16 protein-coding genes are annotated in these 15,795 nt (G+C 51.0%); 15 read left to right on the top strand and 1 reads right to left on the bottom strand.

The window, feature by feature from the left end; genetic code table 11:
- Positions 1-51 precede the first annotated feature (51 nt).
- Positions 52-1,233, top strand: coding sequence for an MFS transporter (locus M977_RS04940; RefSeq protein ID WP_064512757.1), 1,182 nt, complete (start codon positions 52-54; stop codon positions 1,231-1,233).
- A gap of 31 nt (positions 1,234-1,264) precedes the next feature.
- On the opposite strand, the gene flk is transcribed toward M977_RS04940, so the two are convergent.
- Entirely contained in the window at positions 1,265-2,269 is a 1,005-nt protein-coding gene (gene flk / locus M977_RS04935; protein WP_064512755.1) for a flagella biosynthesis regulator Flk, read from the bottom strand.
- 103 nt (positions 2,270-2,372) lie between these two features.
- On the opposite strand from flk, the gene pdxB reads away from it, so the two are divergent.
- The 14 genes from pdxB to M977_RS04865 all read left to right on the top strand — a co-directional run bounded on the left by pdxB (position 2,373) and on the right by M977_RS04865 (position 15,791).
- On the top strand, positions 2,373-3,509 hold the full coding sequence (gene pdxB, locus M977_RS04930) for a 4-phosphoerythronate dehydrogenase PdxB (protein ID WP_064512753.1): 1,137 nt from the start codon (positions 2,373-2,375) through the stop codon (positions 3,507-3,509).
- Positions 3,510-3,577: 68 nt separating this feature from the next.
- Complete coding sequence (locus M977_RS04925) at positions 3,578-4,591, top strand: aspartate-semialdehyde dehydrogenase (protein ID WP_064512751.1); 1,014 nt, start codon at positions 3,578-3,580, stop codon at positions 4,589-4,591.
- The gene (gene truA, locus M977_RS04920) at positions 4,591-5,406 is read left to right on the top strand and encodes a tRNA pseudouridine(38-40) synthase TruA (protein WP_064512749.1); all 816 of its coding nucleotides are present in this window, start codon (positions 4,591-4,593) and stop codon (positions 5,404-5,406) included. Before M977_RS04925 ends, truA begins: the two co-directional genes overlap by 1 nt.
- Positions 5,407-5,431: 25 nt before the next feature.
- A complete protein-coding gene (locus M977_RS04915) occupies positions 5,432-6,091 on the top strand; it encodes a DedA family protein (protein WP_034458864.1) in 660 nt (219 codons plus the stop codon).
- A gap of 138 nt (positions 6,092-6,229) precedes the next feature.
- Positions 6,230-7,150, top strand: coding sequence for an acetyl-CoA carboxylase, carboxyltransferase subunit beta (gene accD, locus M977_RS04910; RefSeq protein WP_064512747.1), 921 nt, complete (start codon positions 6,230-6,232; stop codon positions 7,148-7,150).
- Between the two features lie 77 nt (positions 7,151-7,227).
- Entirely contained in the window at positions 7,228-8,496 is a 1,269-nt protein-coding gene (gene folC, locus M977_RS04905) for a bifunctional tetrahydrofolate synthase/dihydrofolate synthase (protein WP_064512745.1), read from the top strand.
- On the top strand, positions 8,486-9,214 hold the full coding sequence (gene dedD / locus M977_RS04900) for a cell division protein DedD (RefSeq protein WP_064512743.1): 729 nt from the start codon (positions 8,486-8,488) through the stop codon (positions 9,212-9,214). Before folC ends, dedD begins: the two co-directional genes overlap by 11 nt.
- A gap of 167 nt (positions 9,215-9,381) precedes the next feature.
- Entirely contained in the window at positions 9,382-9,870 is a 489-nt protein-coding gene (cvpA, locus tag M977_RS04895; protein ID WP_034458856.1) for a colicin V production protein, read from the top strand.
- A gap of 91 nt (positions 9,871-9,961) precedes the next feature.
- Positions 9,962-11,479: an amidophosphoribosyltransferase gene (gene purF / locus M977_RS04890; protein WP_064512741.1), complete on the top strand. Its 1,518-nt coding sequence runs from the start codon at positions 9,962-9,964 to the stop codon at positions 11,477-11,479.
- Positions 11,480-11,589: 110 nt separating this feature from the next.
- Complete coding sequence (locus M977_RS04885) at positions 11,590-12,159, top strand: UbiX family flavin prenyltransferase (RefSeq protein ID WP_034458851.1); 570 nt, start codon at positions 11,590-11,592, stop codon at positions 12,157-12,159.
- Positions 12,160-12,454: 295 nt separating this feature from the next.
- Positions 12,455-13,237 (top strand): lysine/arginine/ornithine ABC transporter substrate-binding protein ArgT, encoded by a 783-nt coding sequence (gene argT / locus M977_RS04880; protein WP_064512740.1) that lies wholly within the window; start codon positions 12,455-12,457, stop codon positions 13,235-13,237.
- Positions 13,238-13,534: 297 nt separating this feature from the next.
- On the top strand, positions 13,535-14,317 hold the full coding sequence (hisJ, locus tag M977_RS04875; protein ID WP_064512738.1) for a histidine ABC transporter substrate-binding protein HisJ: 783 nt from the start codon (positions 13,535-13,537) through the stop codon (positions 14,315-14,317).
- A gap of 74 nt (positions 14,318-14,391) precedes the next feature.
- Entirely contained in the window at positions 14,392-15,078 is a 687-nt protein-coding gene (locus M977_RS04870) for a histidine ABC transporter permease HisQ (protein ID WP_064512735.1), read from the top strand.
- On the top strand, positions 15,075-15,791 hold the full coding sequence (locus M977_RS04865) for an ABC transporter permease (protein ID WP_064512733.1): 717 nt from the start codon (positions 15,075-15,077) through the stop codon (positions 15,789-15,791). The genes M977_RS04870 and M977_RS04865 overlap by 4 nt, the downstream gene beginning before the upstream one ends.
- Positions 15,792-15,795 lie beyond the last annotated feature (4 nt).

The following is a 15,795-nucleotide window of genomic DNA, read 5'->3' as shown; positions in this document are numbered from 1 at the left end:
AGGGCGTGGGTGGTTACCTCGCCTTACTCTGCGATAAATGGAGTAAGCAGCATGTCTGCATTGATTGATTCTCAGCTTAAAAATAGCAAATCCGAAAATAAGTCCTTATTCAGCATTACCTTCGCGGTGTTTCTCACCTATATGACGGTTGGCTTGCCGTTGCCTGTTATTCCGCTTTTTGTTCACCATGAGCTTGGGTTTGGTAACACCATGGTAGGGATTGCCGTAGGCATTCAGTTCCTGGCAACAGTGTTAACCCGCGGTTATGCCGGGCGTCTGGCCGACCAGCAAGGAGCGAAGCGTTCGACGTTACAGGGGATGTGCGCATGCGCATTTGCTGGCGTCGCTTATCTGCTGGCGGCGCTATTGCCCGTTGAGCCGCTGGCGAAATTCGGCCTGTTGATTGTTGGCCGTTTGATTCTCGGTTTCGGTGAAAGCCAGTTGCTTACCGGTAACCTTACCTGGGGACTGGGCCTGGTTGGCCCGGCACGTTCCGGCAAAGTAATGTCCTGGAACGGGATGGCGATTTATGGCGCACTGGCAGCGGGTGCACCGCTTGGGTTGCTGCTCAATAGCCACTGGGGGTTTGTCGCGTTGGGTGTATCGACGATAGCACTGCCGCTGGTTGCCTGGGCGTTTAATGGCCGCGTTCGTGCGGTGCCTGCGCATAAAGGCGAGCGCCCATCGCTGTTTACTGTGATTGGCCTTATCTGGAAACCGGGGATGGGTCTTGCACTACAAGGCGTGGGTTTTGCCGTGATCGGCACTTTTGTCTCACTTTACTTTGCATCGAACGGCTGGGCTTGGGCAGGCTTTACGCTGACCGCTTTTGGTGGCGCTTTTGTGCTGATGCGTGTGCTGTTTGGTTGGATGCCCGACAGATTTGGTGGTGTAAGAGTGGCACTGGTCTCGTTGGCGATTGAAACTGCCGGTTTGGTTTTACTCTGGCAGGCACCGGGAGCAGGCGTTGCGCTAATCGGTGCTGCGTTGACGGGTTGTGGCTGCTCGTTAATCTTCCCTGCACTGGGTGTTGAAGTAGTGAAACGTGTACCAGCTCAGGTACGCGGTACGGCGCTTGGTGGCTATGCGGCGTTTCAGGATATCTCGTACGGTGTCGCAGGGCCGCTGACCGGATTGTTGGCAACCTCGATGGGTTATCCGTCAGTGTTTTTAGCTGGAGCAATTTCTGCGGTAGTCGGGATTGTGGTTACACTCATCGCCTTTCGCAAGTAACAATAGCCACCCGAGGCTGGGTGGCTAACGTTTAAATCACTATCCAGAACAAAACCATCACCACAATCAGTGCGATAAGTGCCAGGCCTGGGCGGGCACTTATTACCTTCATCGGTTCAATAAATGGCGCCCAAATTGGGCTGGCGATGGGCTGAATATTTTGCACTTCAGGCGAGGCCGGTTGCCGTTCTGCTCGCTTCAAAAAGATCTGGTTCAAAATATCCTGCACTTGCGCAGTAGTCAGTAACGACTGCGGTGAGGCCTGAAAACGTTGCTGAGAATAATCGGTAATCTCTTTCCATTCTGCTGGTTCCAGAGGCTGCTTTAGCGCGGCCTGGATGGTATGCAGCGTAGGAGTTTGCTGTTGGCTCAGGGTTTGCCTTGCCTGTAACCAGGTGCTCAGCAGCGTGAAATGTTTTGCAGGAATCAACTCACCTGTTTTCACCCCCGAAAGCTCAAGCATTGATTGCCAGATAAGTTTTCCTGACTCACCCGTTGCAGCTGTGAGTTTGGCGACTTGTTTATTTAAAGTGTTATGTTCTGCAGGCAACAACGGGCGGTCTGTCGCCTGGCGCTGCTGTGGCTGCGGGATAGCCAACTGGTTATTTTGCAATAACGTCAGTACGCTTTTTAATTGTTCTGGCGTGAGCTGGCTAAGGGCCGTTTGCCCAAACTGTTGGCGAATGTAATCACTCACAGCCTGGCGATTATTGCCCTGTGATAGCAATTCGCTGAGCTGTTGCACAACCTGACGCGTGGCATGGGTTGTTTGAGCATTATTGAGACGCTGATTCAGATTTTGTTCAGCCGCGGGGAAGTGACGCGATAACAATGGCGTTTCACCTTTTAGCCCGAGGTCATGTTTTAATCCCGCCCACACTTCGGCACTTTGTTGCTGGTTAAGCGCAACAAGACGTGTAATCAAACGTTCCAGAACGGTACGTTGCTGTGTAGAAAGCGGAAACTCACCTGCCGCTGAAGTTGGGGAGGGTGGTTCCCCCGGAGGACGTGCTGTCGCCCCCTGAATGGGTTGCATAGGCTTAAATCCTTTGTCGATCCCTGGCTCAAGTATGCCAGGACGCCAGATTATGGCACACTATCGGGCTTATTCTCGACGATTAACCGAACAGGTAGCTAACGTGAAAATCCTCGTTGACGAAAACATGCCCTATGCACGTGAATTGTTCAGTCGCCTTGGCGACGTAACCGCTGTTCCTGGCCGCCCAATTCCCGTATCCGAACTGGCTGATGCCGATGCGTTAATGGTGCGTTCAGTCACCAAAGTGAATGCTGATTTACTCGATGACAAAGGGATAAAGTTTGTCGGTACGGCAACGGCTGGCACTGACCATGTTGACGAAAACTACCTTGAGCGCGCGGGTATCGCATTTTCGGCCGCTCCCGGTTGTAACGCCATTGCGGTAGTTGAGTATGTCTTCTCCTCACTGTTAATGCTTGCAGAACGCGACGGTTTCAAGCTTACCGACCGCACCGTAGGTATTGTTGGTGTCGGTAATGTAGGCTCGCGTTTGCAGGCGCGTCTCGAAGCTTTTGGCGTTCGTACGCTGCTTTGTGACCCACCTCGTGCCGACCGCGGTGATAAAGGTGATTTTGTTTCACTGGAACAATTGGTGCGCGAAGCGGACGTTCTGACGTTCCATACGCCATTGTTTAAAGACGGTGCGTACAAATCGCTGCATCTTGCTGACGAGAAACTGATTTCAAGCCTCAAACCTGGCTCCATTTTGATCAACGCCTGCCGTGGCCCAGTTGTGGATAACGTGGCGTTGCTTAAATGTCTGGAGAATGGTCAGCATCTGAGCGTGGTACTTGATGTCTGGGAGCCGGAGCCTGCACTAAATGTAGCTCTGCTCGAGAAAGTTGATATCGGTACCGCTCATATCGCGGGCTATACGCTGGAAGGTAAAGCGCGTGGCACCACGCAAGTGTTTGAAGCATTTAGCGAGTTTATTGGTCAGAAACAACAGGTGGCATTAGACACTCTGCTTCCTGCCCCAGAATTTGGTCGTATTACCCTTCATGGCCCGCTTGATCAGGCAACACTCAAAAGACTGGTTCATCTGGTGTATGATGTGCGCCGCGATGATGCCCCGCTGCGTAAAGTGGCGGGAATTCCTGGTGAGTTTGACAAGTTGCGCAAAAATTATCAGGAACGCCGTGAATGGTCATCGCTGTATATCCAGTGTGATGATGAAGCGGCAGCGACAATGCTGCAAAAGCTAGGCTTTAGCGCCACCTATCACACTGCGCGTTAAAAAATCCTTCTCATCTCCCCGGCGTTACACCGGGGAGATACTGCTATTTAAGTCTGGAGTAAACCAACATGTCTGAAGGCTGGAATATTGCCGTTTTAGGTGCCACGGGTGCCGTAGGCGCAGCTGTGATTGAACTGCTTGCCGAGCGCCAGTTCCCGGTTGGTGAATTGTATGCCCTGGCGCGCAATGAAAGCGCCGGTGAAAATATTCGTTATGAAGGCAAAAACGTGATGGTTCAGGATGCTGAATCATTTGACTGGACTCAGGTTCAGTTGGCGTTCTTCGTTGCGGGTGTTGAAGCTTCTGCGCGTTATGTTGAAGAAGCCACGAATGCCGGTTGCCTGGTTATCGACTCCAGTGGCCTGTTCGCCATGGAACACGATGTCCCGCTGGTAGTACCTGACGTGAATCCTTTTGTGTTGGGTGAATACCGTAATCGTAACCTGGTTGCTGTTGCTGATAGCCTGACCAGCCAACTCCTGACAGCCCTGAAGCCGCTTATCGAACAAGGTGGTTTATCACGCATTCAGGTCACCAATTTACTGGCAGCCTCTGGCCGTGGCAAAAGTGCGGTAGACGCGCTGGCCGGTCAAAGTGCACGTTTGCTTAATGGTTTGCCAATTGAAGACGCGGATCTGTTTGGTCGCCAATTAGCATTCAACATGCTGCCACTGGTGCCTGATGCTGAAGGTAGCGTTATTGCAGAGCGTCGCCTGGTGAACGAAGTGCGTAAAGTGTTGCAGGATGAAGGTGTGATGATCTCTGCCAGCATGGTTCAGGCTCCGGTGTTTTACGGGCATGCGCAAATGGTCAACTTTGAAGCAATGCGACCGCTGGCTGCTGAAGAAGCGCGTGATGCGTTTGGCCAATTTGAAGATATCGCGCTTTCCGAAGAAGGGGACTTCCCGACTCAGGTTGCTGACGCCTCTGGCAGTGCGCATCTTTCCATCGGTTGTATCCATAACGATTACGGAATGCCTGAGCAGATTCAATTCTGGTCAGTTGCCGATAACGTTCGTTTCGGTGGTGCATTGATGGCGGTGAAAACGGCTGAGAAATTAGTGCAGGAGTATATGTACTAATGTCCGACGAGTTGCACCAAACACCACTCAACAAGATTGCACTCGGCATTGAATACGACGGCAGCAAATATTACGGCTGGCAGCGCCAGAATGAAGTGCGCAGCGTGCAAGAGAAGCTTGAAAAAGCGCTCTCTAAAGTGGCTGATGAGCCAATAAATGTATTCTGCGCCGGGCGTACCGATGCAGGCGTACACGCCACCGGCCAGGTTGTGCACTTTGAAACGCGCGCGCAGCGTAAAGATGCAGCATGGACGCTTGGTGCAAATGCGAATTTACCTGGTGACATTGCGGTGCGTTGGGTTAAAGCTGTGCCCGATGATTTTCACGCACGCTTCAGCGCGACGGCGCGTCGTTATCGTTATGTCATCTATAACGAGCGGCTGCGTCCTGCGGTGATGGGGCAGGGGGTGACGCATTTTTATCACCCGCTTGATGCTGAACGCATGCACCGTGCAGCGCAATGTTTGCTGGGTGAGAACGATTTTACGTCGTTCCGTGCTGTGCAATGCCAGTCGCGCACCCCGTGGCGCAATCTGATGCACATCAACGTCACGCGTTATGGCTCATACGTGGTGGTGGATATCAAAGCCAATGCGTTTGTGCATCACATGGTGCGAAACATTGTCGGCAGCCTGATGGAAATCGGTTGTGGCAATCAAGAAGAGAACTGGATGGCCCAATTGCTGGCTGCGAAAGATCGCAAGCTTGCAGCGGCGACCGGAAAAGCAGAAGGCTTGTACTTAGTTTCTGTTGATTACCCTGAACATTTTGCGTTGCCTAAACCCCCGATGGGGCCTCTTTTTTTGGCAGACTGACGCCAGTCGAGAAAGGTAGATAACTATGGAATTTATCCGCTTTATTATTGATTTTATTTTGCACATTGATGTGCACTTAGCGGAGTTGGTCGCGCAGTATGGCGTCTGGGTTTATGCCATTCTGTTTTTGATTCTGTTTTGCGAGACAGGGTTGGTGGTGACGCCGTTCCTGCCGGGTGATTCACTGCTGTTTGTTGCCGGTGCGCTGGCGGCATTGCCGACTAACGATCTGAACGTTCATACCATGGTGATTTTAATGATCATCGCGGCTATTGTTGGGGATGCGGTGAACTACACTATTGGGCGGCTGTTTGGTGAAAAGCTGTTCAGTAACCCGAATTCAAAAATCTTCCGCCGTAGTTATCTTGATAAAACACACGCTTTTTACGAGCGTCATGGTGGAAAAACGATTATCCTCGCGCGCTTCGTACCGATTGTGCGAACTTTCGCACCGTTTGTCGCCGGGATGGGGCATATGTCCTATCGCCATTTTGCGATGTATAACGTTGCCGGTGCGTTGCTGTGGGTATTGTTATTTACCTACGCAGGCTACCTGTTCGGCGATTTGCCAATTGTGCAGGAAAACCTGAAATTACTGATTGTGGCGATAATCGTGTTGTCGGTCTTGCCTGGTGTGGTTGAAATTATTCGCCACAAACGCGCGGCCAAACGCCTGCAAAAGTAACCCCATCGCGCGGTTCGACCACTTTTTTATCCAAAGTCGCGGGCCGTTATGTTTTAATGAGCACCATTTATGGTCTGGGGCAGCTAGTTCTGCCACAGAAAAACTGGCATCGACCAGGTTCAAGCAGAAAGGTCATCAATGAGCTGGATTGAACGAATTCTCAATAAGAGCAATATCACCCCTACCCGTAAGGCGAGTATCCCTGAAGGGGTGTGGACGAAGTGCGATAGCTGTGGCCAGGTTCTGTACCGTGCCGAGCTGGAACGCAATCTCGAAGTCTGCCCAAAATGCGATCACCACATGCGTATGTCCGCGCGCGATCGCTTGCACAGCCTGTTAGATGAAGGCTCGATGTTTGAATTGGGTAGTGAGCTTGAGCCAAAAGATATACTCAAGTTTAAAGACTCTAAAAAATACAAAGACCGTCTGGCATCTGCCCAGAAAGAAACCGGCGAGAAAGACGCGCTGGTGGTCATGAAAGGCACGCTCTATAACATGCCAGTTGTCGCTGTGGCGTTTGAGTTTGCCTTTATGGGCGGTTCTATGGGCTCTGTTGTCGGCGCGCGTTTTGTTCGTGCTGTGGAACAGGCTCTGGAAGATAACTGCCCGATGATCTGTTTCTCCGCTTCCGGTGGCGCACGTATGCAAGAAGCGCTGATGTCGCTGATGCAGATGGCGAAAACCAGTGCGGCGCTGGCAAAAATGCAGGAACGCGGTCTGCCGTATATCTCGGTTCTGACTGACCCAACAATGGGTGGCGTGTCTGCAAGCTTCGCAATGTTAGGTGATCTCAACATCGCTGAGCCAAAAGCATTGATCGGCTTTGCTGGCCCTCGTGTTATCGAGCAAACCGTTCGCGAAAAATTGCCGCCGGGCTTCCAGCGCAGTGAGTTCCTGATAGAAAAAGGGGCGATCGACATGATCGTCCGTCGTCCAGAAATGCGCCTCAAACTGGCAAGCGTTCTGGCAAAGCTGACAAATCAGCCCGCGCCGAATCCTGAAGCGCCGCGTGAACCGATTGTGGTTCCGGCAGCACCGGAAGAAGGTCACGAGGCCTGATAGTCAATAAAGGCAGGGCCGCTCGCGGAACTGCCTTTTTTCTTGAACCGATCCTCTCGGTAAGTAGAACGGGCATCATGGAAAAAATTCAAACTCCTCAAGCCACGTCGCCTCTGGCCACGTGGCTTTGTTATCTGGAAAATCTCCACTCAAAAACTATCGAGCTTGGTCTTGACCGCGTAAAAAAAGTTGCAGCGACGCTTGATGTCTTAAAACCTGCACCGACGGTGTTTACCGTGGCTGGAACCAATGGCAAAGGCACTACTTGTCGCACCCTGGAAAAGGTGTTGATGGCGGCGGGATATAGCGTTGGTGTCTACAGTTCACCGCATCTGGTGCGTTACACCGAGCGCGTGCGCGTACAAAGTGAAGAGCTGGACGAGGCATACCACACGGCGGCATTTGCACAAATTGAAGCCGCGCGTGGCGAAACATCGTTGACCTATTTTGAATACAGCACCTTGTCAGCGCTATTGTTGTTTAAGCAACTGGCTGTGGACGTGGTGATTCTTGAAGTCGGCCTGGGTGGTCGCCTGGATGCGACCAATATTGTCGATGCCGATGTAGCCGTTGTCACCAGTATCGCCCTTGATCACACAGACTGGCTGGGGCCAGACCGTGAAAGTATCGGACGTGAAAAAGCTGGGGTCTTCCGTGGTGGTAAACCTGCTGTGGTGGGCGAGCCAGATATGCCACACACTATTGCTGATGTAGCGGCTGAAAAGGGTGCTCATCTGCTGCGCCGTGATGTCGACTGGTCTTATCAAGTGGGTGAGAACAGCTGGAGCTTTAAAGACGCACAGGGTGAACTCAACGAGCTGCCTATGTCGTTAGTCCCACAGCCAAATGCGGCGACCGCATTGGCCGCGTTGCGTGCAAGCCAGCTAAATGTCAGTGTTGAAGCTATTATTCAAGGGATTAAAGAGGCGGCACTACCGGGCCGTTTCCAGATTATTTCGCAGGCCCCTTTGGTTATTCTCGATGTGGCGCATAATCCCCATGCGGCGGCCTATCTTGCCGGGCGCCTTGCGCAGCTACCCAAGCGTGGGCGAGTGTTGGCGGTAATTGGCATGCTCCATGACAAAGACATCGCCGGTACGCTGGCAAATTTGTCTCATCAAGTTGATAGCTGGTATTGTGCTCCTCTGGAAGGGCCACGCGGTGCGACGGCCGAGCAACTGATTGAGCATCTGGGCCAGGGTGAAGTCTACGGCACAGTGGCGCAAGCCTGGAATGCTGCGATGAGTGCAGCAACAGAGGATGATACCGTGCTGGTGTGTGGTTCATTTCATACAGTAGCCCACGTAATGGAAGCGCTGGACGCGGAGAAAACAGGTGGCGAGTAAGTTTCAAAATCGATTAGTAGGGACCATCATTTTGGTCGCACTGGGGGTCATTATCCTGCCAGGGCTGCTCGATGGTCAGAAAAAGCATTATCAGGATGAATTCGCAGCCATTCCTCTGGTTCCAAAACCAGGGGATACCGCTGAGCCGGATATGTTGCCTGTCGCAACTCAGGCACTCCCTTCTCAGCCACCTGAAGGTGCCGCAGAAGAGGTGAGAGCGGGTACGGCAGCAGCACCAGGATTAGATATCGCCTCACTGCCAAGTGATGGTGGTGCGGGTATTGATGAAGTTCCGGTCGCCCGTGCTCAACCAAAACCGCAACCTGTCGTTGAAAAGCCGAAACCTAAGCAGGTCGAAAAACCGCAGAGTAAGGCTGAGATTGATCAAACGGCAGAACGTCTGGCGATGATGAACGAAGAACCGCCAGCACCTGAGAAACCTGCGAAGCAAGAAACGACCGAACAAGCGCCAACCGGCAAAGCTTACGTCGTGCAACTAGGTGCATTAAAGAATGCCGACAAAGTGAATGAAATTGTTGGTAAACTACGCGGCGCTGGGTTCCGTGCTTACACGTCACCGTCGACACCAGTGCAGGGGAAAGTTACCCGTATTTTGGTGGGACCGGACGCTTCGAAAGACAAACTTAAGTCGTCTTTGGGCGAGCTGAATTCGCTTTCCGGGCTGAACGGTGTGGTCATGACTTACACGGCCAGATAAACCCGCAGAGCGGCGGGATTTAGGGCAAGTTTTTAATGGCGTTGAGCATTTTTTCAACGCCATTATTTATTTACGCGAGGGAAGGAAATCCCTACGCAAACGTTTTCTTTTTCTGTTAGAATGCGCCCCGAACTGGACGTCAGGGCGATTTGTCGTGAGATTTGTTCATGGTCTGGATAGATTACGCCATTATTGCAGTCATCGGTTTTTCGGCTCTGATTAGTGTTATTCGTGGGTTTGTGCGTGAAGCGTTATCGCTGGTGACCTGGGGTTGTGCTTTCTTTGTCGCCAGTCATTACTACACTTACCTGTCAGTCTGGTTCACAGGCTTTGAAGACGAACTGGTACGTAATGGAATAGCTATCGCGATACTCTTTATCGCGACACTCATTGTCGGTGCGATAGTCAATTATGTGATTAGCGCATTGGTTGAGAAAACCGGCCTGTCGGGTACAGACAGGGTGTTGGGGATCTGTTTCGGTGCTTTACGTGGAGCATTGATCGTCGCCGCCATTCTGTTCTTTCTTGATACGTTTACTGGTTTTTCGAAGAGTGACGACTGGCAAAAGTCGCAGCTTATCCCGCAATTCAGTTTCATCATCAGATGGTTCTTTGACTATCTGCAAAGCTCGTCAAGTTTCTTGCCTCGGCCTTAGGGCGGGGGTTATGGCTTAGAGTCTGATTTTTCTGGCTATTTTATTTTCAATTAACGCCAGAAAAACAGACTCACGATGAGGAAAAGACAACATGTGCGGTATTGTCGGTATCGCCGGTTTCATGCCGGTAAACCAGTCTATCTATGATGCGTTAACGGTGCTTCAGCATCGTGGACAAGATGCCGCAGGCATCGTCACCATTGATGCTTTAAACTGTTTTCGTCTACGCAAAGCTAATGGACTGGTGAGTGATGTATTTGGTGCCATTCACATGCAACGCTTACAAGGAAACATGGGCATTGGTCATGTGCGATACCCTACAGCGGGTAGTTCCAGCGCTTCTGAAGCCCAGCCTTTCTATGTTAACTCTCCGTACGGCATTACCCTTGCACACAACGGTAACCTGACTAACGCCCACGAACTGCGCCAGAAGCTGTTCGAAGAAAAGCGTCGTCACATTAACACCACTTCCGATTCTGAAATCCTGCTGAATATTTTCGCCAGTGAGCTGGATAACTTCCGCAACTATCCTCTGGAAGCAGACAACATTTTTGCCGCCATTGCCGCGACTAACCGCCAGATTCGTGGTGCTTATGCCTGTGTTGCGATGATTATCGGCCACGGTATGGTTGCCTTCCGCGATCCAAACGGCATCCGCCCACTCGTAATGGGCAAGCGTGATTTGAACGACGGTCGCACTGAATATATGGTGGCTTCCGAAAGCGTTGCGCTTGATACCCTGGGCTTCGAATTCCTGCGTGATATCGCACCGGGTGAAGCGGTATACATCACTGAGAAAGGGCAGTTGTTCACCCGCCAGTGTGCTGATAACCCAACCAGCAACCCTTGCCTATTCGAATACGTCTACTTCGCGCGTCCGGACTCCTTTATCGACAAGATTTCCGTTTACAGCGCACGCGTTGAGATGGGCAAAAAACTCGGTGAGAAAATTGCCCGCGAGTGGGAAGATCTGGATATCGATGTGGTTATCCCGATTCCAGAAACATCCTGCGATATCGCGCTCGAAATCGCGCGTATTCTCGACAAGCCATATCGCCAGGGCTTCGTGAAGAACCGCTACGTTGGCCGTACTTTTATCATGCCGGGCCAGCAGCTGCGTCGTAAATCTGTACGTCGTAAACTCAACGCTAACCGTGCTGAGTTCCGCGATAAGAACGTTCTGCTGGTGGATGACTCCATCGTGCGTGGTACCACTTCTGAGCAAATTATCGAAATGGCACGTGAAGCCGGTGCGAAGAAAGTTTACCTCGCGTCAGCGGCACCGGAAATTCGTTTCCCGAACGTATACGGCATCGACATGCCAAGTGCTAACGAACTGATTGCTCACGGCCGTGAAGTTGACGAGATCCGTCAGTTGATTGGCGCCGATGGTCTTATTTTCCAGGATCTGAACGATCTGATTGAGGCTGTACGCGTTGAGAATCCGGATATCACGCAGTTTGAATGCTCGGTGTTCAACGGTATCTATGTGACCAAAGATGTGGATCACGAATACCTTGAATATCTTGAGTCACTGCGTAATGACGATTCACAAGCGATTGCCCGTCAGAACGAAGTGGAAAACTTAGAGATGCACAACGAGGGTTAAAGCCATCCTCACCTTAACCCTCTCCCGGAAGGAGAGGGTTACCATTTCTTGCATCCCTGCCCATCTTGCGGCAAAGTCAGCCCAGATAAACTCCTCGGGCGAACTAAAATATGAAACGGTTAATTGTTGGAATTTCAGGTGCCAGTGGTGCAATCTACGGTGTGCGACTACTTCAGGTACTGCAACAATTACCCGATATCGAAACTCATCTCATTCTGAGTAACGCTGCTCGCCAGACTCTTGCCTTAGAAACCGATATTTCCCTGCGCGAAGTTCAGGCTCTGGCTGATGTGGTTCATGACGCCCGTGATATCGCCGCCAGCCTCTCTTCAGGCTCTTTTAAGACCCACGGCATGGTGATATTACCTTGTTCGATTAAAACCCTTTCTGGCATTGTCCACAGCTATACCGATGGCCTGCTGACGCGTGCGGCAGATGTGGTGCTGAAAGAGCGCCGCCCGCTGGTGCTTTGCGTGCGCGAAACGCCGCTGCATCTTGGTCATTTGCGTTTAATGACTCAGGCCGCCGAATTAGGTGCTGTGATTATGCCGCCAATGCCGGCGTTTTATCATCGCCCGCAAAGCGTGCAGGACATCATCGACCAGACGGTCAATCGGGTACTCGACCAGTTTGATATTGAGCTACCACAGGACTTGTTCACCCGCTGGAACGGCGCATAAATATTGCGCCAGTGTGGTGCATCACAAAACCCTTCGCCTCAAAATGGGGCGATTTTGTAACCCCGATCACTTCCAGAACATTTATCCGCTATTTTCCACCGTTAATGCTTTTCCCTCATACCAGACCTGCTATCTTTCATTCTCGTGACAGAGTTGTAACTTTTATTTAACACAAAACCGCGCACTTTCTTCCACGCAAGAAAAAGTGGCATGGGAACTGCAACTCTGGTCTGCAACACAAAGCAAACACAACACGACGTTACACATAATAAGATCAGCCACCTGAGGGTTATGTATGAAAAAGCAAGTTCTCGCTCTGTCATTACTGCTTGGCCTGAGTGCCACCGCAAGTGTCTTCGCAGCCATTCCGCAGAGCATTCGTCTTGGTACGGACACCACATATGCACCGTTCTCATCTAAAGACGCGAAAGGGGATTTTGTTGGTTTCGATATCGATCTCGGCAATGAGTTGTGTAAACGCATCAATACTAAATGTACGTGGGTAGGAAGCGATTTTGATGCACTGATCCCATCGCTTAAAGCGAAGAAAATCGACGGTATCATCTCCTCGCTTTCCATTACTGAAAAGCGCCAGAAAGAGATTGCCTTTTCAGACAAACTTTACGCTGCTGATTCACGCCTGATTGCCGTTAAAGGCTCTCCGGTTCAGCCAACTCTTGAGTCACTCAAGGGCAAGCACATTGGTGTGTTGCAAGGCTCTACACAAGAAGCATATGCCAACGCTGAATGGCGTAGCAAAGGTATTGATGTGGTGCCTTACGCTAACCAGGATCTGATCTATTCCGACCTGGCTGCTGGCCGCCTTGATGCGGCATTCCAGGATGAAACTGCTGCGAGCGAAGGCTTCCTGAAACTGCCTGCGGGTAAAGGCTATCAGTTTGCTGGCCCATCTGTGAAAAACAAACAGTACTTTGGTGACGGTACTGGTATTGGTTTGCGTAAAGATGACGTAGAGCTGAAAGCGGCCTTCGATAAAGCGCTGGCAGAAATGCGGAAAGACGGTACTTACGACAAATTTGCTAAGAAGTACTTCGATTTTAATGTTTACGGTGAATAACCTTATCCCGTAGTCTGTAGCCCGGTTATGGCTTTCATAGTCGGGCTGAATAGAATTGCAATCTAACCTGAAGCTGCTTGCACTCCGTTAGTGCAAATTATTGCTGATGCACCAAAATGGTGTTTTACTTGCATCCTATTGGTGCGGCATGCTTTTCAAGTGAAAGTTCTCCTGAAACAGGGCGCGCCATCCGCTTGAAAAAACACTATATTGGTATGCATAAATTGGCATGAAACATGCAATTTTATCCGGTTAAAAAGCAATCGCGCAAAATATACGGTCTACTCGAGGATAATTATGAACAAGCAGATCATCGCTCTTTCTTTGGTACTGGTATTTTCCAGTGTTTCCACAGCTTTCGCCGCAATTCCTAAAAATGTACGTATTGGTACTGACCCAACTTACGCACCGTTTGAGTCGAAAAACGCTCAAGGGGAATTAGTCGGTTTTGATATCGATTTGGCAAAAGAGCTCTGCAAACGCATCGAAACTAATTGTACCTTCGTGGAAAACCCACTGGATGCGTTGATCCCCTCGTTGAAAGCGAAAAAAATCGACGCGATTATGTCGTCGCTTTCTATTACTGAAAAACGCCAGCAAGAAATCGCCTTCACTGACAAACTGTACGCTGCAGACTCGCGTTTAGTGGTCGCGAAAGGTTCGCCGATTCAACCCACTCTTCAGTCTCTGAAAGGTAAGCGTGTCGGTGTGCTGCAAGGTACTACGCAAGAAACCTACGGTAATGAGCACTGGGCACCGAAAGGCATCGAAATTGTCTCTTACCAAGGCCAGGACTCTATTTACGCTGACCTGACGGCAGGCCGAATTGACGCCGCATTCCAGGATGAAGTGGCCGCAAGCGAAGGCTTCCTGAAACAACCGGTAGGCGCTAATTACCAGTTCGGTGGCCCATCAGTTAAAGACGACAAACTGTTTGGTGTTGGCACCGGTATGGGTTTGCGTAAAGACGATACCGAGCTGCGTGAAGCACTGAACAAAGCATTTGCTGAAATGCGCAAAGACGGAACTTACGAGAAGTTAGCGAAGAAATACTTCGACTTCGATGTTTACGGTGGTTAACAGTCACCAGTGGTTAAACCTGCCCGACACGGGCAGGTTAAGTTTGTGCAGACACTGACGACAGGATACGCACCATGCTGTACGGTTTTTCAGAAGTCATTTTTAAAGGGGCTGTCGTCACGCTGGAACTGGCGCTAAGCTCCGTTATCCTCGCCGTTATTATTGGCCTGGCGGGAGCTGGTGCCAAGTTGTCCAAAAATCGCCCGTTAGCCATTCTGTTTGAAGGCTACACCACGCTGATTCGCGGCGTGCCCGATCTTGTGCTGATGCTGCTGATTTTCTATGGCCTGCAAATGGCGCTCAATGTGTTAACCGACTCGCTTGGCGTTGCTCAGTTTGATATTGACCCCATGGTTGCCGGTATCATTACGCTCGGTTTTATCTACGGTGCCTATTTTACCGAAACTTTCCGCGGTGCTTTTATGGCTGTTCCGAGAGGGCACATTGAAGCGGCAACTGCTTTTGGTTTTACCGGTTCGCAAACTTTCCGCCGCATTCTCTTCCCGGCCATGATGCGCTACGCGCTACCGGGCATTGGTAACAACTGGCAGGTTATTTTAAAAGCTACCGCGCTGGTCTCTTTGTTAGGGCTGGAAGATGTGGTGAAAGCCACGCAGCTTGCCGGGAAAAGCACCTGGCAGCCGTTCTACTTTGCGATTGTTGCCGGGATCATTTACCTGTTCTTTACCACGGTATCGAATGGTGTGTTGCTCTGGCTTGAACGCCGTTACTCGGTTGGCGTGAAGAGGGCTGAGCTATGATGGATATTTTCCACGAATATTGGAAGGCGCTGCTGTGGACTGATGGCTATCGGTTTACAGGGGTTGCCATTACGCTGTGGTTGTTGATTTCCTCGGTGGTGATGGGCGGGATTATGGCGCTGTTTCTGGCCATTGGCCGCGTCTCAAGCAACAAATTTATCGCCTTCCCAATCTGGCTGTTCACCTACATTTTCCGTGGCACACCGCTGTATGTGCAGTTGCTGGTGTTCTACTCCGGCATGTACACACTGGAAGTGGTGAAAGGCACTGTGCTGCTCAATGAGTTTTTCCGCAGCGGCCTGAACTGTACGGTGCTGGCGCTGACGCTGAATACTTGTGCGTACACCACCGAAATCTTTGCCGGGGCTATCCGTGCTGTACCGCATGGTGAAATTGAAGCCGGGCGCGCATATGGCTTCTCGCCATTCAAAATGTACCGCTGCATTATTTTGCCTTCTGCGCTGCGTATCGCGCTGCCTGCATACAGCAACGAAGTGATTTTGATGCTGCACTCCACAGCACTGGCGTTTACCGCCACGGTGCCGGATTTGCTGAAAATCGCCCGCGATATCAACTCCGCAACCTACCAGCCGTTTACCGCTTTTGGGATTGCAGCAGTGCTGTATCTGTGTATTTCTTATGTGCTGATTAGATTGTTCCGTAAGGCTGAGCAACGCTGGTTGCAGCATATTAAACCAAGCTCAACACATTGAGTGT

The organism is Buttiauxella gaviniae ATCC 51604 (assembly GCF_001654835.1).
Classification (GTDB): domain Bacteria; phylum Pseudomonadota; class Gammaproteobacteria; order Enterobacterales; family Enterobacteriaceae; genus Buttiauxella; species Buttiauxella gaviniae.
This window is presented reverse-complemented; position numbering and strand designations above follow the sequence as displayed.